This is a genomic window from Leeuwenhoekiella sp. A2 (assembly GCF_047946655.1).
Classification (GTDB): Bacteria; Bacteroidota; Bacteroidia; order Flavobacteriales; family Flavobacteriaceae; genus Leeuwenhoekiella.
On sequence record NZ_CP172311.1, the window covers coordinates 2,235,118 to 2,257,645 of the forward strand.

Consider the following 22,528-nt stretch of genomic DNA (forward strand, 5'->3'; position numbering starts at 1 on the left):
ACAATTATCTTAATAAAGCCAAATTTGAGTAAATACGTTTTGGCTACCCAAAGTAAATAAGGATACTGTTCAAAAAGCACAAAATTTAATTTTTGTAAACCAATTTAATCCTTCTAATTTTAACCATTAACACAACTATGCTTTTTAGGCCTTAACAAATTATTAAATGAATATGTTTAAATACATTAGTATTGATGAGAATTCTCGTATCCCTAAATATAGCCAAATAGTAGATTCTATTATTCAAAATATTTCTTCTGGTAATTTAAAAATGGATCAAAAAATCCCCTCAATTAACCAGTTTAGTGAGGAGTTTTATTTGTCACGTGATACTGTTGAAAAAGCATATAATATTTTAAAAGAAAGAAGGATTATAACTTCTATAAGAGGAAAGGGTTATTATATTACTCGCACTAAACTTATTTCTAAAGTAAACATCTTGTTTCTTATTAATAAATTAAGTTCTTATAAAATGAGAGTTTATAATTCTTTTATAAACAGTTTAGGGGGGAACTCACACACAGATTTACATATTTATCATTGCGATAAAACTCTTTTTTTAAACCTGTTAGATAAAAATAAATCTGCTTACGACTACTATGTAATTATGCCTCATTTTAAAACTGAAGATTTACGCCACATTAGTATGACAGATGAGGTAGTGCAGGCAATAGAGGCTATTCCTAGAAATAAGTTGATTTTAATGGACAACAATAAACTTGAAATCAATGGTAGCGTGATAGAGATTTATCAAGATTTTGAAAATGATATATACCAAGCCTTAAGTGAAGGGTTAAATAAGATATTAAATTATAAAAAGCTGTTTTTAATTTATCCTGAAAAATCTGTTTATCCCTATCCTAAAAGAATTTTACATGGTTTCAGGAAATTTTGCGTTCAAAATTCCCGAGATTTTGAAATTCTGGACGAGATCTATGATGATATGGTACTTAAAAAGGGAGATTTGTTTATAACAATAGAAGAATCTGATCTTGTGAATTTGGTCAAGCAGATAAGGGATAAGGAATATTGTATAGGAAAAGAGATTGGGGTTATTTCATATAATGATACGCCGTTAAAAGAATTATTAGGTATAACAGTTATTTCAACTGATTTTAAGCTGATGGGGGAAACAGCAGCGAGAATGATTTTGAATAAAGAAAAGGGTAAAATAAAAAACCCTTTCAATTTTATTGACAGAGAGTCCTTATAGTAGATGTCTAGAAGCTGTATTTTATCTTCCTACACATTAAATAACTTTTTTTTTTAAAAAGCTGAAGACACTTCGGCTTTTCACCTTTGCCATAATTTTTAGCTTTCTTTTAATTAATCAAAACCGGAATTGCGATCTTCTGTTAATTAAAGTGGGCTAATATGGTCCAAATATTCTCGTAGCAGAACAATTTTCAGGTTCACAAAACTGGTTTTTGAACGTTTTAAGCCGTTTTTTTTGATCAATGAATGGTTTTGTTGCTACTAACTTTCTTCTTCCGATTTTAACGTGATTTTTAGTGATTTTAGGCTTGAAAAGGGAGGTTTTAAAAGTTGGTATAGACTTTTATGTCGCTTACGTTTGGCATTCAGGCACGCCTTCAATAATTAAGTATTCTATAACAAATAGGGCGTTGTCTTCTAGTTGAGTAAAACTCTATTTCCTATTGGTTAGTTGATTTTAAATAAGTCAGGGCATCAATGATAGCAGCACAGTACAGGATAGTGCGGCACAGTACAGGATGCATTCCCGTTTTCGAGGTTGTAATATTGTTAAGACTATATTAACAATTACATCAATATCAAAATTAGAAATGACTAACCTTTCAATTATGGGAAATTTTCTTAATCGTTTTCCAAGGGCTCTATTTTTAGTGCTTTTGATTTTTATTACTTTTAATATGAATGCGCAAAATGGAACTACAGTTACCGGCCAGGTAGTTTCAACGGAAGATTCAATGCCTCTGCCGGGAGTTAACGTATTTGAAAAAGGTACTAGCAATGGGGTGGTTACAGATTTTGATGGGAATTATAGTCTAAATCTCACCACAGAAAATGCGACTTTAGTATTCTCATATGTGGGTTTTGCTACACAAACAGTTCCTCTAGATGGTAAAACACAAGTTGATATTAGTTTAATGCAGGATACTAATAGCCTAAGTGAAGTAGTATTAGTAGGGTATGGTAGCCAATTGAAAAGGGAAATAACAGGATCTGTTCAAACAGTAAAAGCCGAAGAGTTGACTGATATTCCGGTATCTCAGGTAACCCAAAAATTACAAGGGAGACTTTCTGGGGTGCAAATAAATCAAACCACAGGAAAGCCTGGCGGCGGCATGTCTGTAAGAATACGTGGTCAATTATCAGTTTCTGGGGGAAGTAGTCCTTTATACGTGGTAGATGGTTTTCCTATTTCAGGAGATATTAGTGATATAAATCCTGATGAAATAGAAGATATTTCTGTTTTAAAAGATGCGGCTTCTACATCGTTATATGGATCAAGAGCTGCCAACGGTGTTGTTCTGGTGACTACAAAAAAAGGGCGCCTTGGCAAAACAGACATTTCTTTTAGCACATCAACAGGAATGCAGACCGTGCCTCAACGTGGCAGAGTTGAAATGATGAACGCCGTAGAATTTGCTCAATTTAAAAAAGAATATTACCAAGATCAAGGTGATCCCGTACCAGAAATTTTTCAAAATCCCTCACAATATGCAGGTAAAAATAATGATTGGTATGATGCTTTGCTGCGTACTGCACCTATGCAGAGTTATAATCTTACCGTTACTTCTAATAAAGATAGAATTAGAACGGCAGTAGTTGCAGGATTCTTTAATCAGGAAGGGGTTGTCCTTAATTCAGATTATAGAAGATATTCTATTCGTATGAACCTTGATTATGACTTATCAGATAATGTTAGAGTAGGATTTAATGTTGCTCCAGCTTATATGATTGATAATATACCACCCACAGACGGGGATCGTGGAACAGGTATTCTATTTAATGCCCTACATACCTGGCCTATAATGCCTATCTATGACGAAAGTGGGGAGTTGACAATTCAAAATAATTTACCGGGAAGCACTGGTAATATTTTTAACTATGCCAACTGGGTAAGATCTGCACAGGAAATAAAAAATGAAACCAAGAATTTAAATTTATTATCTAATGCATATTTGGAATATAAACCTATAGACGGTTTGATATTAAAAACCACTATGAATGCAGAATTTTATAATTCTAAGTATTCTTATTTTAGTCCTTCTACTGCTACCAGCGGTATTAATGTAACCTTGCCTACAACATCTCGATCTGTAAGAGAAACAGTTGAAGATTTTTCATGGTTAAATGAAAATACAGCTACCTATTCTAAAAGTTTGGGAGATCATAGTTTTGAAGTGTTGGGTGGGTTTACTTTTCAAAAGTTTCGTCGAGATAGAAACAGACTTCAGGCAGATACATTTTCAGATGACAGACTGCCTGTCGTTCAGGGAGCGCTTAACATTGATAGGGGAGGAACAAATAGCGGAGTTCAGGAATATAGTTTAGTTTCTTTTTTATCCAGACTTACATACAACTATAAAGGGAAATATTTACTAACCGCTTCTGTACGTAGCGACGGTTCCTCTCGATTTGGAGCTGAAAATAGATGGGGTACCTTTCCTTCTGTATCTGTTGGTTGGATTGCTTCTGATGAAGAATTTATGCAAAATGTTTCATCCTTGTCTCTATTAAAAGTACGAGCTAGTTATGGAGTTACTGGCAATAATAATATTGGTAATTATACTCAATATGCTCTTATCAACAATACAGTAAACGCAGTTTTTAATGGGAATACCGCTCCGGGCTCCGCTGTTACTTCACTATCTAACCCAAATTTAGGTTGGGAAACAACAAAACAATTTGATGTGGGTTTAGACCTGAGTTTATTTGATAACAGAGTTTCATTTGTATATGATTATTACAGTAAGAACACCACTAATTTGTTATATAACGTTCAGGTTCCGCAAGAATCAGGGTTTACTAATTTTAGTGATAACATTGGTGAAATACATTTCTGGGGGCACGAGTTTGGGATTAATTCTATAAATACTACAGGTAAGATTAAATGGAAAACCAGTGCTAATATTTCATTTAATAGAAATATTGTAAAATCTCTTGCAGATGGTATTGACAGAGTATATGGAGCTTTTCATATAACCGAAGTAGGTAAGCCGTTTGGTCAGTTTTATGGTCATATTGCAGATGGTGTTTATTTAAACCAGGCTGACTTAGACAGTTCACCCCAAGTTCCTGGAAGGTCTACTGTAGGTAGTATAAAATTAGTTGATGTAAATGGAGATGGGGTTATCACCAATGGCGGCGATGATGACGATCGAGCTATTATGGGGAGCCCATTTCCCGATTTTACTTATGGAATTACAAATACGGTAGAATTTGGGAATTTTGATTTCTCTATTTTAGGAACTGGCTCACAGGGTAATGAATTATTAGTAAGGCATATTTATAGTACTGCTAATCTTGATGGTGTTTTTAATCTCTTAAAAGATGTGAAGTATCGTTTTAGATCAGTAGATAATCCAGGTCGAGGTTTTTATGGTACCACTGTGGGTGGTGGGAATGTTACTGGTATTGAGAGAGACTGGGTAAATAGTAGATTCGTGGCAGATGCCTCTTATTTTAATATTAGAAATATTACACTGGGATATACTCTTCCAGGAATGGAAAAATATTTCAAATCTGCCAGAGTGTATGCTTCAGTTCAAAACGTGTATATATTCACAAAATACTGGGGTGGTCCTAATCCCGAAATAAGCGCACAACCTGATGGAAATGGAGATGGTGGAAACCTAAGCCAAGGTGTCGATTATTCTGGATATCCGGTACCACGAATATTCAGTTTTGGTTTAAACCTGAACTTCTAATTTTAAGTGTTAACCTAACATGAGTGCTAAAATTAAAAATATTAAAATGAAAAAAGTAATTCTACTCTTTGCTCTAATTAGTTCTATCTTCATAAGTTGTGATGATGAGCTAACTATATATCCTGAAACCTCTTTAAGTTCTGAAACGTTTTTTAAGACTGAAGCAGATTTTGAACAAGCTGTAAATGGAGCTTATGTGCCTTTGAGAAGTATTGTTAATGACAGAGCTTGGCTTTTGGGAGAAATGCACTCAGACAATACATATTACGCAAGAAATGTGCTCTTTGGAGCAACAGAACAACAAGAAGATATTGCAGACTTTGCTATACCTAGTGATAATGGCGTCACTACTAATACACATGTGACTAACCAGTACATACTGGATTATCAAATTATCGCGCGTGTCAATCAAATTACTACTACTATAGATGAAGCAGACTTTGATACAAGCGCTAAAAATAATCTAAAAGGGCAGGCTTTATTTTTACGGGGATATGCTTATTTCGAACTCGTACGTTATTTTGGAAGTGTGCCTTTGCATTTAGAGCCTGTAACAAATCGTCAGGAAGCTGCTTTACCTTTATCTCCAGCAGAAGATATTTATGCTCAAATTATAAATGACGTAGAAGAAGCTACACGATTGTTGCCCAAAAAATCTCAACAAGAACCAGGAAGAATAACTTCTGGTGCAGCAAAAACCCTTTTAGCAAATGTTTATATTGTACAAAAAAGATGGGCAGAAGCAGAAACACTATTAAAGGAAGTTATTAATAGCAATGAATATGCACTTATGGCAAATTATGCAGATGCTTTTTCTAATAACGACAGTAATAAAAATAATATAGAATCAGTATTCGAAGTTCAGTTTAAGGAGGGAGCAGAAGGGTTAAACGGAAATTTTTTGTATCAATTTTTACCTCTCCCTATAACTGCAGAAGAATTAGTGACCATTACTGGGACATCAAATCCCCAGCCTCGTAGTGGAGAAGGAAATAATATTCCTACTCCAGACATTATTGCTGCTTATGAAGATGGCGACTTGCGTAAAAATGCTTCTATTGATTCTATTCAAATAAGTCAGAGTGGTTGGAAAGATGGTGTTTATCCCTATATAAAAAAATATGCTAAAACTCATTCACTTGATGGTAATCATGGTATGGACTGGCCTGTATATAGATATTCAGAAGTGCTGCTGTTTTTAGCAGAAGCTTTAAATGAGCAGGGCAAATCAGGAGAGGCTCTCCCATATTTAAATGAAGTACGTTCACGAGCTGGACTGGGAGATCCTATTGGTAATTTAAAGGATGCTATTTATAGAGAACGCAGAGTAGAATTGGCCTTTGAAAATAAGCGTTGGTTTGATCTGGTAAGAACTGGTCGTGCAGTAGATGTTATAACTGCCTATGGTGACAGAATTAAAGCTAATCCTATAGATTATTATTATCAGGAAGGGGCGGAACCTAGAGGGAATGCTTTTTCTAATATATCTTTATTATATGCGCTTCCTGCTGCAGAGGCAGATCTAAGTCCAAATTTTTAAGAATAAAATATATAATTATATTATGACCCTAGTAAAAAGCTCTACCATGAAGTCTCTCCTTATAGCTCTGATGCTCGTTTTTATGATAAGTTCATGTGAACAGTCTAAAGACACGGTATCTTCTGAAAATAAAAATCCTAAAATTGAAAAACTTAAACTGTCACCAGGTTTTAAGGCAGAACATTTATATAGCCCAGGCGATCGAGATGAGGGGTCATGGGTAGCCATGACTTTTGACAATAAGGGACGTTTAATTACTGCAGATCAATATGGAGCATTGTATCGGTTAGAATTATCCCCAATAGGTTCTAAAGAGCTTACTCCTAAAATAGAAAAGCTTAGGATTCATACCAGAGAACAAGTTGCAGATTCCATAATTCAGATGGGATATGCTCAGGGATTACTATATGCCTTTAACAGTTTGTATGTAATGGTAAATCATACCAGTGATAATAAATTTGAGAGAGGGACAGGCTTGTATCGTCTTCAGGATACAGATAATGATGATCAATATGATAAAATCTCTCTTTTAAAATCACTTAGTGGAGAGCCAGGAGAACACGGTCCCCATAGTATCGTGTTAAGTCCAGATAAAAAGTCACTATATGTAATCGCAGGAAATCACACAGATCTTCCAGAAATGGATTCTTATCGTTTACCTAAAGTATGGGCAGATGACAATCTTTTTCCTCAAATTAAAGATCCCAGAGGTCACGCTAATAATAGAGGAGCGCCGGGGGGATGGATTGCTAATATAGATCCTGAGGGCAAAAAATGGGAATTAGTAAGTGCAGGATTTCGTAATCCCTTTGATCTGGCTTTTAATGAGGTAGGGGATATGTTTACATATGACTCTGATATGGAATGGGATTTAGGAATGCCTTGGTATAGACCTACCAGAATATGTCATGTAACAAGTGGTAGTGAGTTTGGGTGGCGTACAGGAAACGGAAAATGGTCTCCTGCTTATCCAGATAATTTACCTCCGATTCTCAACATAGGTCAAGGTTCTCCCACTAATGTAATTTATGGAAGCAAAGCTAATTTTCCTGAAAAATATAAGCATAGTCTGTTTACATTTGATTGGAGCTTTGGGATTATCTATAGTATAGAATTGAAACCTGAAGGGTCTACATACACAGGAGAAAAAGAAGAATTTCTTTCAGGGATTCCTCTTCCTCTCACTGATGGGGTAATTGGGCCTGATGGCGCTTTATATTTTATGACGGGTGGTCGTAGATTAGAATCAGATCTATACCGGGTATTTTATGACAATGCAGATGAGCAAAATGCTTCTGCAGATTCAGAGAGAGCTGAGCCAGAAACTAAAGAGCATAAAATTAGAAAACAGTTAGAAGCATATCATACAGCACCCAAAGATGGAGCTGTTGCCTATGCCTGGCCGTATTTAAAAAGCCCAGATCGATTCGTTCAGTATGCTGCAAGAATTGCTATTGAACATCAGCCTGTTGACGAGTGGCAGACACAGGTTTATGCCGAAAAAGATCCGGTCTCTCAAATACAGGGGATCATCGCATTAGCTAGACATGCAAATCAATCTCAAAGAGATCGCATGCTCAAGACTCTAACACAGTTAGATTATACAGGATTAACAGCAATAGAACAGGTAAATATATTACGAGCCTTTGAACTTACACTGTCACGATTCGGTATTCCTAATGTAGATTTAAAACGTAAAGTAATAGCTTATTTAACTGCGCATTATCCTTCAAAAACAGATGTTTCAAATCAGTTATTAAGTAAAACTCTTGCTTATCTTAACGATCCACAGGTGGTAACAAAGACTTTAGATTTGTTAGAGTCTCAGACCGGAGAAAATGCTGATGTCATGGCTAATACTGCTACCAATTCTTCAGATTTAATTCTGCGCAACCCACAGTATGGGATGGATATTGCCCAAACTCTTAAAAATATGCCACCCGCACAACATACCTATTACGGTATAGTTTTAAGCAACGTTACAGAAGGCTGGACGCCACAATTAAGGGAGAAATATTTTAAATGGTTTTATAAAGCTTTTTCTTTCAAAGCAGGAAGAAGCTACATAGGCTATATTGATAAAGCAAGAGAAATGGCTTTGTCTCATGTGCCCAAAAGCAAATTTGAATACTACAATCAAATGTCTGGTGATTCTCTTTTGACAAGTTCGGGAAATGATCTTGCTATTGGGGTTCAACCTAAGGGTCCTGGTAAAAATTGGCAGGAAGAAGATATTGATCCATTACTTGAAAATGGTCTGGGAGATCGAAATTTCACACAAGGTAAGAACATGTTTATAGCTACCACATGCGTAAACTGTCATACAATGAGAGGGGAAGGAGAAAATATTGGTCCAGATCTTACTCAGTTGGGAACAAGATTTACACCAGAAGATATATTAAAAGCTATTATTAATCCAAGCGACGTCATTTCAGATCAATATAATTCAACAACTTTTGTGTTAAAGGATGGTCAATCTGTAGTAGGTAGATTAGTAAATGAAGATGATGAGAAATATATCATTGCTCAAAATCCGTACGCTCCAGATATCACGCGAGATATACCCAAAGATGAGGTGCTAAATACTAAACTCTCAACATTGTCTTTAATGCCACCGGGAACTATAAATGGGCTCAATGCTGAAGAACTTAAAGACTTACTGGCGTATTTGGTATCTGGAGGTAACCCAGAGAATGAGATTTATTCTTCATCTGATAGTAATTAAGCATGGCAGCTGGTTTTCCTAAAATCATGTATTGATGTTCAGAAAAGAGCGAGGTATTTTATTAGTAATGATATTAATCAGTATTTCTGGATTTTCTCAGTCTAAAAATGCAACTGCTCAACAATCAAGGCGGCCATTAAAGTTTTTAAAAATTAAGATCGCATCAGAAAGCTATGAATCTGTGGGTGTGTTTGATGTAAATGGAGATAACAAAGTGGATTTGATTTCCGGAGGATTTTGGTATGAAGGACCTGATTATTTAGAGAAGCATACTATTGGTGCTGCAAAACGCTATGGAGACTATTGGGATGATTTTTCCACTATTTCTCAGGATGTAAATGGAGATGGGAAACTTGATTTTATAACTGGAGGCTGGTTTGGCAAGCAATTGATTTGGAAAGAGAATCCGGGCAATGAAAACGAATGGAAGCAGCATCTAATTGCAAATACCGGAAATATTGAAACAACTAGAGCATGGGATATAGATGGCGATGGTATTCTCGAAATAATACCTAATACGCCTAATGATTCTCTAAAAATTTATAGACTGGAATTAGATGAATTAGGGCATGGAAAAGGAGGATTTATATCTTACGGGCTGATGGGTAAACATGGACATGGACTTGGTTTTGGAGACATAAATGGGGATGGACGAGGAGATTTAATCCTCTCTAATGGTTGGTTAGAAGCTCCGGAGCATCCTTTCAATCAAACTTGGAAATTGCATCAGGAATTTGATTTAGGCACGGCAAGTATTCCAATAATTGTAGCAGATGTAAATGAAGATGGAATGAATGACCTCATAGTAGGTCAGGCACATGCGTATGGACTAGATTGGTATGAACAAAGAAGGAATGCCAAAACCCAAATAAAACACTGGGTAAAGCATCCTATTGATCCTTTCAATTCTCAATACCATTCTATGCAATGGGATGATCTTAATGGTGATGGCTCAAATGAACTTATAGCCGGTAAGCGATATCATGCCCACAATGGTCATGATCCTGGGGGGAATGATGATATTGGCCTGTATTATTTTAAGTGGAATGGGGAAAGCTTTACTAAGCAAATTATAGACTTTGGTCCTTACGGGAAAGGTAAAGGAACCGGTGTATATTTTAGCATTGAAGATCTTGACAGAAATAAGAGAAAAGATATTATTGTAGCCGGTAAGGATGGACTGTATGTTTATTATAACAATTGAATAAAAACAAATAATCATGAATATAAGATTTTCTTTAAGGCCCTTTCTTGTACTACTAATATGTAGTTTGATGAGTTTTCAATCGTGCAAAGAAAAAAGGGAAATAGCTCAGGTTGATGATGCCGGTCAAATAGACGATAAAGAAAATGGGTTTGTTGAGATTTTCGACGGTAAGTCTTTAGACGGTTGGAAAGGGAATACAACCTATTGGAGTGTGAAGGATGGAAAGTTAGTGGGAGAAGTAACCCCCACAACTTTGCTCAAAAAAAACACATTTATTATATGGGAAGGTGGCGAACTTGAAAATTTTGAGTTAAAAGCAGAATTTAAAATTACCAAGAACGGTAATAGCGGGATTAATTACAGAAGCGAGCTTTTAGATAGTGTTCCCTATGCGCTCAGAGGATATCAAGCAGATATTGATGGTCAAAACAGATATACAGGTCAGAATTACGAGGAGAGAAAACGAACCACTCTGGCTTATAGAGGAGAGAAAGCGATTATAACGTCGCAAGAAAATCCCCAATTAAAAGGATCCTTAAGCGCTAATGTGAAAAATAACGCCTGGCAAAACAGAGAAGTGATAGCATCTTTAGGAAATTCTGATTCTCTTAAAACTAAAATTAATGAGGAGGGCTGGAATGAATGCCATTTAGTCATTAACGGGAACAAGCTTCAACATTATATCAATGGTATTTTAATGAGTGATGTTATAGATAATGATAGTATTAATAGAAAATCTTCAGGATTAATAGGAGTGCAAGTGCATGTTGGTCCCCCTATGAAGGTAGAGTACAGAAATATTAGATTAAAAAAGCTTTAACCTATAGTGTTTGAAGTTTGTATGAATTAAGTAAGTAACCCGTGATTAAAGGATTAGATAATATAGGCTGGAAAAATAAAATATCAAATGTTTCTCAATTGGGAGGCATAGAAACCTCTGTTTTAGATAACGGTTTAGGAAGAGGAACACGAATAGCCTGGATAAACACAGGGTCTGGTCTACGATATAAGGTAGTTATAGATCGAGCTATGGATATAGCAGATGCCTTCTACAATCAATATAGCCTAGCTTGGATAGGACATAATGGAGTACTACCTCCAGCAAGGTTTGCAAATAAAGGGGTCGACTGGCTACGTAATTTTGGTGGAGGGTTATTAACAACATGTGGTCTTTCACATGTAGGAGGACCTGAAGAGGATGAAAATGGTGCGCGTGGTTTACACGGTCTGGTAAGCAATATTCCCGCTGAGATCGTTTCCATAATACAACCTAATCCTCTAGAAGGTAGAATGGAGATGAGTATTACAGGAATAATAAGGCAAGCTCAAATTTTTGGTCCTGTACTTGAATTAAGACGTACAATTTCAGGGATATTTGGAGAAGCAAAAATAGTAATTCATGATGAAATAGTTAATTGCGGCAATACAGTAAGTCCACATATGCTCTTATACCACTTTAATTTGGGTTGGCCCTTAGTAGATGAGGGATCTAAAATTTCTTGGAAAGGTAAATGGAAACCCAGAGAAGGAGATAATACAGTATTATTTACAGATAAGAATGATTTCTATACATGTAAACCACCTTTAGATAGCCATTGTGGAGGAGGGGAAGAGGCTGCTTACATCGATATAGAAGCAGATCATGAGGGCTTTTCTGAATGTGGGATTTATAACCCAAAAATTGATCTGGAATTAAATCTTCGATTTCAGAAAAAGCAATTACCATGGTTGACTAATTGGCAACATTTTGGAAAAGGAGAATATGTATTAGGTTTTGAACCAGGAACAAACCCACCTATTGGCCAAATAAAAGCTAGAGAAAGGGGTGAATTGCTCCTATTGAAACCCGGAGAAAGCAGGTCTTACGACTGTGAACTACAAATCGTTGAAAAATAGAAAATAAGTATAAGTTGAATATTAAAAGAAATATACTATGGCAACTAGTTTAGCAGAAATCGCATTAGAGCAAGGAAAAGGAATTCTGCGCTTAACTCCTACTTGGGTACCAAGATCGTTTTGTGTTCCAGGAAGAAGAATTAAGCTTCATCCTGATGACTACTACATTTTAGGAGGTGCAAGAGGAGGGATTGATGAACGTTGGTTTTCATCTACTACACCAGCAAAGAATGGTCCTCTGACAGGAGAAAATGAAGGCTTAAGTCATATAGTTTTAAAAGATGGAGATAAAGAAGTACAAATTCTTTTAAAAGATGCAATTGATGATTTAAAGGGAACCATTATAGGAGATCGCTTATGGGATAAGTATGAAAGTTGGCCTATGTATTCTAAATTTTTTGATAACATGGGGCCTTTACCACATCATATTCATCATAATGATGAGCATGCTGCTAAAATAGGACAAAAAGGAAAACCGGAAGCCTATTATTTTCCCCCGCAGTTAAATAATCATGGCGGTGATTTTCCTTATACTTTTTTTGGAATAACTCCCGGCACTACGAAAGAGCAAATCCGGGAATGCCTGGTCAATTTTACCAAAGGCGATAATAAAATTACTAATTACTCTTCAGCATTTAGGTTAGAACCGGGGACAGGCTGGGATGTACCACCGGGGATGCTTCATGCACCAGGAAGTTTATGTACATATGAACCCCAGAAGGCTTCAGATGTATTTGCCATGTATCAATCTCTCGTAAATGAAGCAATAATACCGGAGGAATTACTGTGGAATGGTACTCCTAAAGATAGAATTGGTGATGTTGACCAATTGATGGAAGTTATCGACTGGGAACTAAATACAAACCCAAATCTACTTGAAACCCGCTTTATGAGTCCTATTCCTGTTAGACCCATTCAGGAAATGAAACAGGATGGTTATGTAGAAAATTGGATATGCTATCGTTCTGATGCTTTTAGTGCTAAAGAACTTACTGTTATGCCAGGCAGAACAGTAACGATTAAAGATAGTGCCGCTTACGGAATGATTATGATGCAGGGCCATGGCAAAATGGGCGATTGGGATGTTGAGACTCCGGCTTTGATAAGATATGGGCAGTTAACTTATGATGAGTTCTTTATTACAGAGAATACCGCAAACGATGGAGTTACTATTGTAAATAACTCTTCCACAGATCCATTAGTAATGCTCAAACATTTTGGTCCTGAAAATCCAGATCTAAAGCTTTAGGCTTGAGAGTTGAAAAGCTCTAATAAGAAGAACTCTAGTTTAATTTTAAATATAAGATTATGCAAAACAACAATTTCCCTAAACTCCATAATGCCACCTGGCCGGGTATTGTAGGAAAAGGGCCGGATTCTGAACCCGTAATTCCTTTTAATAAAATGTTAGAAATGACAGCTGCAGCAGAAGTTGATGGAGTTAAGTTTGACGGTGTCGATCTGGGATTGCTGGATCCACATGTTAATATAAACAGCACTGATGATGAGATTAAAAGGATAGGAGATAAAATAGCCAGCTATGATTTAAAAGTAGGAAGTCTGGTAGCGCCTATATGGGGAGGCCCGGTTTTAGGGAGTGATGACGATAGGAGTGCTTTTCTTGAAATGGTAAAAAAATCCTGTCATTTCGGAAAAATCTTAAAAGAACACGGGATTCGTTCTTACGGGGTTATACGTATAGATTCGGCTTCCAGTCCTCAGGATTGGGCTAAAGATCCTGCAAAAAATACTGCACTTATTGCAAAGACTTTTATTGAGGCTTGCGATATAGCGGCTGATTATGATGAAAAATTAGCTGCAGAAGGAGAAATCTGTTGGGGCGGTATGCATAGTTGGAAAACAATGGTAGAAACTTTAGAAGCGGTAGACAGGCCTAACATCGGCTTTCAGGCAGATATGTCACATACGCTTTTGTATCTGTTAGGAACTAATCGTCCTGAAGATCGCATTCTGCCAGAAGATTTTGACTGGAATGATAGGGAAACACTAACGAAAGCGTTGAAAAAAGTAACCGATGCCTTGCGTCCCTGGACCATTGATTTTCATGTAGCTCAAAATGACGGTACGGTGCATGGCACCGGATCACATGATAAAACAGGACGTCATTGTCTGGCCACAGATCCCAACGGAAAATTAGACGTCGTCAATGATGCAGGATATTGGTTGAGGGATGAAAAAGGTGAACTTACCAAGGCATTTAAACACATATGCTGGGATGGGTGTATGTTTGATAATTCGGTAATGACAAATCAACAGACATGGAATGATATTTTAGCTACCCTAATAAAAGTGCGCGAGCAACATGGGTGGAAAACTTAATAGAAAATTAGAATTATGGGAAATAAAAAAGAGTTAAGAATAGGATTAATAGGATGTGGTTTTATGGGTAGAACCCATTCTAATGGATATAATAGAGTAGCTAACTTTTTTCCTGAATTGGAATATAAACCAGTTCTTAAAGCAGTTTGCTCCAGAAATAAAGAAAAAGTAAATGCGTTTGCAGAACAGTGGGGTTATGAATCTACAGAGACTGATTGGACAGCTATTATTGCACGAGAAGATATTGATGCAGTAGATATTTGTACGCCTAATAACATGCATGCTGAAATAGCTATTGCAGCGGCTAAAGCGGGGAAGATGATTCTTTGTGAAAAACCGTTGTCCCGCACTTTAGAAGAAGGAGAGAGAATGGTTGCCGCTATAGAATCTGCAGGAGTTAAAAACACAGTTTGGTACAATTATCGGCGGGCGCCCGCAGTGACCTTAGCTAAACAGCTTATTAATGAGGGCAAACTGGGTAAGATTTTTCACTATAGAGCTAATTTTTTGCAGGATTGGACAATAAGTCCAGATTTGCCGCAGGGAGGAGAAGCCTTATGGCGCTTAGATGCTGATGCTGCAGGATCTGGCGTCACAGGTGATCTTCTTGCTCATTGCATAGATACCGCCCTTTGGCTAAATGGGGGAATCAAGGATGTATCAGCGATGACAGAAACCTTCATAAAGGAACGAGTACATCAAGCTAGTGGAGAGGTGCAGAAAGTCAATATTGATGATGCCTGCATTTTTCACTGTCACTTCACAAATGGTTCCTTAGGTCTTTTTGAATCTACACGATATGCCAGAGGCCATAAAGCTCTCTATACCTTAGAAATTAATGGAGAAAATGCTTCCATTCGTTGGGATCTACAAGACATGAACCGTTTAGAGTACTACGATTATAGTGATGATTCTATTGTTCGGGGATGGCGCTCTATACTTGTAACAGATAGTGATCAGCCCTATATGGATAAATGGTGGGTACCAGGACTAATTATAGGCTATGAACACACTTTTGTACACCATGTGGCTAACTTTTTAAAAAGTCTGGAGACAGGAGAACAATGTGATCCTACCTTTAGAGATGCACTTGAAACGCAAAAGGTATGCGAAGCTGTATTAGCTTCAGCAAGTTCTGGAACTTGGAAAAATATTGATGCGAAGGACTAAACAATTAAAAGTTATTAGAATTTTAGACTTGTAGCAGTTAGGCAAATTTTCAATTTGTTATAGACTACTGAGAATAATTCTAGTACGTTTAAATATGAAAAGTTGCGTTAAGTTGTAATGTTTAAGCGGGAAAATCGTTCAAAAAGCACTAAAAATCACCCTTTTGAAGCATATTTTCGGCTATTTTTTTAACCAGTGTAGCTGTGTTGTCAAAAGCATCCTGTTTGTTTTTTGCGATTTGCATGACAGAAGAAAGTTTTTCAACGCCCAATTTCTTGAGGTCGCTTTCATTAAGATCAACATCGCCACAAATCACATAAAGTGGAATATTATTTTTTTTCGCGAAAGCGGAAACTCCAGAAACTACCTTACCTTCCAGAGTTTGCTTATCCAGTTTTCCTTCTCCGGTGATGATGAGGTCTACATTTTTTAATTGCTTTTCAAACTGAACGATCTCAAAAATGGAGTCGATGCCTGATTTTAGTTTGGCATTTAAAAAAGCGATACTGCCGCCACCCAAACCTCCGGCAGCACCGCTTCCGGGAATTTCTGAAATTTCTTTATTGAGGTATTCTTTCACTTTTGCAGCGAAATTTTTCAAACCTGTATCCAGTAATTTTACTTGGTCAGGCGAAGCTCCTTTTTGTGGACCAAAAACATACGCAGCACCATTTTCACCAGCAAGCGGATTCTTCACATCGCACAGAGTAACGCATTTAAGATTTCTGTACTTACTATTTTTAGGTGTTATAATTGTGGCGATTTTTGCCATATTTTTCCCAATTCCTGATAGATTTTCACCGTTTTTATCCAGAAATTGATAATCCATCGCTTGTGCCATCCCCATCCCGGCATCGCAGGTTGCAGAACCACCAATAAATAAATACACTTTTTTGACTCCGCGATCTAGCGCGTCCTGTATCATTTCGCCCGTTCCGTAAGTTGTGGTAAGCATGGGATTGCGTTCTTCTTCAGTAAGAAGATCAAAACCAGAAGCAGCTGCCATTTCTATATATGCCGTTGTTTCGTTGATTTTATAAGAAGCCGTTATTTTTCTAAATAAGGGGTCGCAAACTTCTAGCGAAATTGTGTTCAGGTTGAGGTGCTGCTCAATAATATCAACTGAACCTTCACCGCCATCAGCCAGTGGGAATTTAACTATTTCAGCATCTGGATAATTAACAAGAATACCTTCTGCAATAGCGTTACAAAGATCTTTCGCGTTTAGCGAACCCTTAAATTTATCTGGAGCTATGAGGATTTTCATCGAAACATATTAATATTTCATAAATTACAATAAATTCTCTGTAATGCTCACCGGTTATCCATTGCTTCTCGTCATTGCGCTTTCAATCGTACTTATTATTTTGCTCACATCAAAGTGGAAACTGCATCCTTTTCTGGCACTTATTGTGGCTTGTTTTTTTGTAGGTTTTGCTACCGGAATGCCATTGAGAACTTTGGTAACTGCTATTGAGGATGGCTTTGGCGGACTCATGCGATACATTGGCATAATTGTCATTTTTGGTAGTGTAATCGGTGTTTTTCTTGAAAAATCGGGCGGTGCTATGCGTATCGCTCATAAAATAATTGCCCTTACGGGGGAAGGAAAAATCATTCCGGCAATTTCACTAATTGGTGCTGTGGTAAGTGTTCCCGTTTTTTGCGACAGCGGTTTTATTTTGCTTTCCGGCCTTGCAGATAAACTCAGCCAACTGGGAAAAGCGAATAAAGCCAGTTTAAGTCTGGCATTGGCGACAGGTTTGTATACAACACATACGTTGATTCCGCCAACGCCGGGACCTATCGCGGCTGCGGGAAACATAGGAGCTTCAGGCTATTTAGGAACGATCATAATCACGGGTTTATGTTTTGCTATTCCTATTCTAATCATAACCTGGTTTTTTTCGAAGAGATTAGGAAAGAATATTACTGCAGAAGAAGTTATTCCCGATGAACCTGCAGAACCTGAAAATCAGGTTTTGCCTTCATTTACTAAAGCTATTTTTCCTGTGGTTTTGCCCATTATTTTAATTGCAATTGGCACTATTTTAAATTTCGCAGGAATTGAAAATGAGATTTTAGACTTTATAAGTAATCCACTAGTGGCGATTTTTCTGGGAGCGATAACTGCGATGCTATTATTAAAGCCGAAAACAGGAAGCCAAAGTTCAAAATGGTTTGTTGAAGCGATAAAAGTCAGTGGTCCTATTTTAATTATTACGGGAGCCGGCGGTGCTTTTGGCGGAGTTTTAAAAGCGACGCCGCTTAAAGATTTTATCGCACAATGGATGAGTGGCGGGAATTCTGGCGACTTGCTGATTTTAGCCAGTATTTTCCTTATTGCGGCAGTTCTTAAAACAGCTCAAGGTTCTTCTACCAGCGCAATGGTAATTACCTCATCATTGCTGGCTTCTATAATTCCCACTTTGGGCTGGGATCAACCTTTACAATTTGCATTAGCGGTTATGGCAATAGGAGGAGGGGCGATGACGGTTTCCCATTTTAATGATAGTTACTTTTGGGTGGTTTCTCAATTTAGTGGCATGAGTGCGAAAGATACTAATCGCTCCTTTAGTTTAATGACGGGAATTCAGGGGTTGACTGTTTTAGTATTGTGTGTTTTAAGTTGGGTGATTTTTGTATGATTTCAACCGATTTTTTATCATTTTAAGTGATTTTTTGCTTTTTTCAAACGATTTTAGTCAAAAAGCTAAATTTTAAAAGTAAACCCATCCAGCACTTTTTCATCGTACTTTTCTTTATCAAACTGATATAGATAAGATCCCTTCCGAGACGAATTCATATCTTTTTCATCGAGTTTTACCAACACATCGAGAGCGTTTATTTTATTGATGAAATTGCGCTTATCCTGCTGCTCATTTAGGATTGCTTCATACAGCTTTTGTAGTTGTCTCATGGTAAATTTTTCAGGTAGTAGTTCAAAACCAATTGGTTTTGTAATAGCCCTGTGTCGCAACCTGTTAATGGCTCTTCTTACCATGGCATTATGGTCAAAAATAAGATCTGGAGCTTCTGAAATTGAGAACCATTTTGCCGAATATTGCTCGATCAATTCCTGGTTGTGCTCAGCGATATTAATAAGTGCAAAATAAGCTACAGAAAGGGTACGCTCTGCGGGATCTCGATCTACCTTACTAAAGTTGTAAAGCTGCTCCATGTAGATATCTTGTATACCGGTAAGATGAGATAGAATACGATTTGCAGCTTCATCTAAATTCTCTGTTCGCTTTAAGAAACCACCCATCAATGACCACTTTCCCTTCTCGGGTTCAAAATCTCTCTTAATGAGCAATATTTTCAGTTCTTCCTGATCAAATCCAAAAATTATACAGTCAACAGCTAGTAAAACTTTGTCTTCAGAACTATAATTATTGAGCATACGTCTTAAATAAGTTTGCTAAGTTAAAAAGTTACTGCAGATTAAAGGCACATTAAAAGCCTTAAAAAAATCATGCGTTTGCTGGCTTGCAATCGATTGTCATGTTAATATGCCTTTAAGGGTATTTCTAAAGTATTCTTAAAATAAATTTGTTTTATTAAGAAATTATTAATTATTTTGGAAATGTAAATTTCACACTTATAAAAAATAATTACTTAAATCCAGCAAATGATACAGACAACATTCACTAATGGAGGGTGCCGATTAAGATGGCTTCAACAAAAGTGGCTTTTAAGCACATTGCTTATTCTTCTGCCATTTTTAAGCATGACGGCGCAACAAAGCATTACCGTTACAGGTACGGTAACTTCTGCGACCAATAATTCTCCCATACCGGGCGCAAACGTTTTAGTTAAAGGGACAAATACAGGATCTGTTACAGACTTTGATGGTAATTTTTCAATTACTGCCAGCGCAAACGATGTATTAGTTTTCTCCTATGTAGGTTTTCAGTCTACAGAAATTGAGGTAGGAAATAAAACTTCTATCAATGTTGCTTTAGAAGAAGGACTTTCTGCTCTGGATGAAGTGGTCGTTGTGGGATATGGCACCCAGAGAAAATCTGATCTAACAGGGTCAATAGCAGTAATTAATGCTGAAGAAGCGCAAAAAGTCTCAAATAGTGATATTTCACAATTACTACAGGGTCGCTCTGCCGGAGTTTCAGTTACCAGTGACGGTCAACCAGGTGCGGCTCCTAATGTAAGAATACGTGGTGTGGCTACCTTTGGTGATAATCAACCACTATACATTGTTGACGGAGTGCCTGTTGGTACATCAATACGGGATTTTAACCCCAATGACATTAAAACCATTCAAATATTGAAGGACGCCTCTGCCGGAGCTATTTATGGTTCTAGAGCGGCTAACGGTGTTGTCATTATCACTACTAAAACGGGTAGTAAGAATTCCCCCTTAAAAATTGAATACAGTGGTTATTATGGGATTGATGAGGTTACTCAAAAAATGCCAGTGTTGGGAAGAGTAGATTATCAAATGATTGTAAATGAAAAACGTATCAATGCTAATTTACCGTTGATTGCAGGTAACGATCCTGACTCAGACCTTTTTGTAAGCGACATTGATAATGACTGGCAGTCAATTGGTCTTAAAAGTGGAAACAGACGTAATCACAATTTTAATTTTTCTGGTGGGGGCGAAAACATTACGTACAATGCATCTGCTGATTATTTTGCAAATGAAGGAGTCTTTGTAGGGAATGGGCCTACTTATGAGCGCTATTCCGGAAGAATTAATACAGTTATGGAAAAAGGTATTTTCAAAATATCACCATCTCTGTATTATACGCATTCCTTTGAAAATTCATTGACTTTTAGAAGTGATGTACTTACGGGAGGCAGACCACCATTAATAAACGATCTGGTCATAACCATACCTACTTTAGCTCTTTCTGATGAAAATAATGAAGGCGGTTATGCAGGTACTAGTTCAGAAATACACCAGACTATTGCTTTAAATGTTCCCGGTATAAATAGTTTGTTCACAAATTCTGTAGAAGTAGACCGCACTTTTGCTGTTATAAATCCTGAGATTAAGCTTATAAATTCAGACAAGCATAAATTGACTTATAAACTTAATTTAAGCTATGATAAAACCGTAGCACGCGATTTCTCATTTGTTCCTGCTTTTGAAATGGGTTACTTTTTCAATTCTGGGAAATCTCTGCTTGATGATAATTCCAGAATTTATACTGTAAGTCTTGTAGAGAATACGCTTAATTATAACGCGACTTTAGGTAAACATACTCTAGATGTTCTTTTGGGGCAGACATATCAAAAGAATTCTACAGTTGTACGCACGGGACATTCTGAAAATCTACCTAAACCTTATTATCCGGTTTTATCAAATGGTGAGAATCAAACCGCTACGGGTAACGAGTACTACAGTTCGCTGGCATCTTACTTTGGTCGAATTAATTATAATTATGATGACAGATATTTAATAACGGGTACCGTAAGACGTGATGGTTCTTCTCGATTTGCACCTGCAAATCGATTCGGAACATTTCCATCAATCGCTGTAGGTTGGAGAGTTTCAAACGAGAATTTCTTCAATGTGCCAAAGGAGATTGTTAGTGAATTAAAATTAAGAGGAAGTTATGGTGAACTGGGAAATCAAAATATAGCAGATTACCTGTATCAACCAGTAATTAACAGGAATATACTTTATAATTTTAATGGAAGCGTTGCTACCGGTGGACTACAGACAAGCATAATTTCTGAAGATATAAAATGGGAAACAACAACTTCTGTAAACGTAGGGCTTGATGCAAGTTTTTTTAATAACTCACTCGATCTTGTTGTAGAATATTACAATAAAAAGACAACAGATGTATTAGTAGGTGTGCCCATTCCTTCATCTACCGGTTCAATAAATACAGCTCCCGTAGTAAATGCTGGTAGTCTAAGAAATACAGGGCTTGATATGGAATTGACCTACCATTACAATAAAGGTCAGGACTTTAGTTTTGATATTTCTGCCAATGCCAGTACGCTGAATAATGAAGTGCTTGCATTAGGGGGTAATAATGAGCCCATTTATGGTGTAGGGTCAAAAACACAAGTAGGTGCAGAAGTAGGACAACATTTTGGATATGAATATGGAGGCATATTTCAAACTCAGGCAGAGGTTGATGCTCATGCATTCCAGAGTGCTTTAACCGCTCCTGGTGATGTGATTTTTAGAGATTTAAATGATGATGGAGTCATTAATGCAGATGACCGTACTTTTTTAGGAAGTGCAATACCAAGTGTAAATTACGGTCTCAATTTCACAGGAAGATATAAGAATTTTGATTTTACTTTATTTGCTTCGGGTGCAGCAGGATATTATATAAATAATAGACTCTATAGAACATTAATGTGGTCTACAGATTATTTAAACTCTCATGAGGATATTCTTAATAGATGGACACCTGAAAATACCAATACTAATATACCAAGAGTCGTAGCAAATGATCCTAATGGTAATGCTCGTGATTCAAACAGGCCGGGTTGGTTACAAAAAGGGGATTATCTACGCCTTAACACGATCTCAATAGGATATACGCTTCCTGATACAGTTTTTAATAATGTTTTACAGGATGTTAGAGTATATACAACGCTGCAAAACATACATACATTTCAGAAATATAAAGGCTATAATCCAGATTTTACTTCCGGAGTATTTAACCCGGGATATGATAATGGTACATATCCCAGACCCAGAACCTATATGTTAGGTGTAGAACTAACCTTTTAATAGATTTTAC

The 22,528-nt window shown here is 36.9% G+C and carries 14 protein-coding genes; 12 read left to right on the plus strand and 2 right to left on the minus strand.

What is annotated here, in order from left to right; genetic code table 11:
- Positions 1-172: 172 nt before the first annotated feature.
- The 10 genes from ACH3PA_RS09845 to ACH3PA_RS09890 all read left to right on the plus strand — a co-directional run bounded on the left by ACH3PA_RS09845 (position 173) and on the right by ACH3PA_RS09890 (position 15,794).
- Positions 173-1,213 (plus strand): GntR family transcriptional regulator, encoded by a 1,041-nt coding sequence (locus tag ACH3PA_RS09845; protein ID WP_416446620.1) that lies wholly within the window; start codon positions 173-175, stop codon positions 1,211-1,213.
- A gap of 610 nt (positions 1,214-1,823) precedes the next feature.
- A complete protein-coding gene (locus ACH3PA_RS09850) occupies positions 1,824-4,916 on the plus strand; it encodes a SusC/RagA family TonB-linked outer membrane protein (protein WP_416444678.1) in 3,093 nt (1,030 codons plus the stop codon).
- A 46-nt stretch (positions 4,917-4,962) separates the two neighbouring features.
- On the plus strand, positions 4,963-6,456 hold the full coding sequence (locus tag ACH3PA_RS09855; RefSeq protein WP_416444676.1) for a RagB/SusD family nutrient uptake outer membrane protein: 1,494 nt from the start codon (positions 4,963-4,965) through the stop codon (positions 6,454-6,456).
- A 46-nt stretch (positions 6,457-6,502) separates the two neighbouring features.
- Entirely contained in the window at positions 6,503-9,181 is a 2,679-nt protein-coding gene (locus tag ACH3PA_RS09860; protein WP_416444674.1) for a c-type cytochrome, read from the plus strand.
- Positions 9,182-9,215: 34 nt separating this feature from the next.
- On the plus strand, positions 9,216-10,385 hold the full coding sequence (locus ACH3PA_RS09865) for an FG-GAP repeat domain-containing protein (RefSeq protein WP_416444672.1): 1,170 nt from the start codon (positions 9,216-9,218) through the stop codon (positions 10,383-10,385).
- Positions 10,386-10,455: 70 nt separating this feature from the next.
- A complete protein-coding gene (locus ACH3PA_RS09870) occupies positions 10,456-11,208 on the plus strand; it encodes a 3-keto-disaccharide hydrolase (protein WP_416444670.1) in 753 nt (250 codons plus the stop codon).
- Between the two features lie 41 nt (positions 11,209-11,249).
- Positions 11,250-12,284, plus strand: coding sequence for an aldose 1-epimerase family protein (locus ACH3PA_RS09875; protein ID WP_416444668.1), 1,035 nt, complete (start codon positions 11,250-11,252; stop codon positions 12,282-12,284).
- Between the two features lie 37 nt (positions 12,285-12,321).
- The gene (locus tag ACH3PA_RS09880; RefSeq protein ID WP_416444666.1) at positions 12,322-13,533 is read left to right on the plus strand and encodes a class I mannose-6-phosphate isomerase; all 1,212 of its coding nucleotides are present in this window, start codon (positions 12,322-12,324) and stop codon (positions 13,531-13,533) included.
- Between the two features lie 59 nt (positions 13,534-13,592).
- Positions 13,593-14,624: a sugar phosphate isomerase/epimerase family protein gene (locus tag ACH3PA_RS09885; RefSeq protein ID WP_416444664.1), complete on the plus strand. Its 1,032-nt coding sequence runs from the start codon at positions 13,593-13,595 to the stop codon at positions 14,622-14,624.
- 15 nt (positions 14,625-14,639) lie between these two features.
- A complete protein-coding gene (locus ACH3PA_RS09890; RefSeq protein ID WP_416444662.1) occupies positions 14,640-15,794 on the plus strand; it encodes a Gfo/Idh/MocA family protein in 1,155 nt (384 codons plus the stop codon).
- A 148-nt stretch (positions 15,795-15,942) separates the two neighbouring features.
- On the opposite strand, the gene ACH3PA_RS09895 is transcribed toward ACH3PA_RS09890, so the two are convergent.
- The gene (locus ACH3PA_RS09895) at positions 15,943-17,061 is read right to left on the minus strand and encodes a glycerate kinase (protein WP_416444660.1); all 1,119 of its coding nucleotides are present in this window, start codon (positions 17,059-17,061) and stop codon (positions 15,943-15,945) included.
- A 43-nt stretch (positions 17,062-17,104) separates the two neighbouring features.
- On the opposite strand from ACH3PA_RS09895, the gene ACH3PA_RS09900 reads away from it, so the two are divergent.
- Complete coding sequence (locus tag ACH3PA_RS09900) at positions 17,105-18,442, plus strand: GntP family permease (protein ID WP_416448146.1); 1,338 nt, start codon at positions 17,105-17,107, stop codon at positions 18,440-18,442.
- A gap of 65 nt (positions 18,443-18,507) precedes the next feature.
- On the opposite strand, the gene ACH3PA_RS09905 is transcribed toward ACH3PA_RS09900, so the two are convergent.
- Positions 18,508-19,197, minus strand: a complete 690-nt coding sequence (locus ACH3PA_RS09905; RefSeq protein WP_416444656.1) for an NUDIX hydrolase — start codon at positions 19,195-19,197, stop codon at positions 18,508-18,510.
- A gap of 228 nt (positions 19,198-19,425) precedes the next feature.
- Between ACH3PA_RS09905 and ACH3PA_RS09910 the strand changes: the two genes are divergently transcribed.
- Positions 19,426-22,518, plus strand: a complete 3,093-nt coding sequence (locus ACH3PA_RS09910) for a SusC/RagA family TonB-linked outer membrane protein (RefSeq protein ID WP_416444654.1) — start codon at positions 19,426-19,428, stop codon at positions 22,516-22,518.
- Positions 22,519-22,528: the final 10 nt, after the last annotated feature.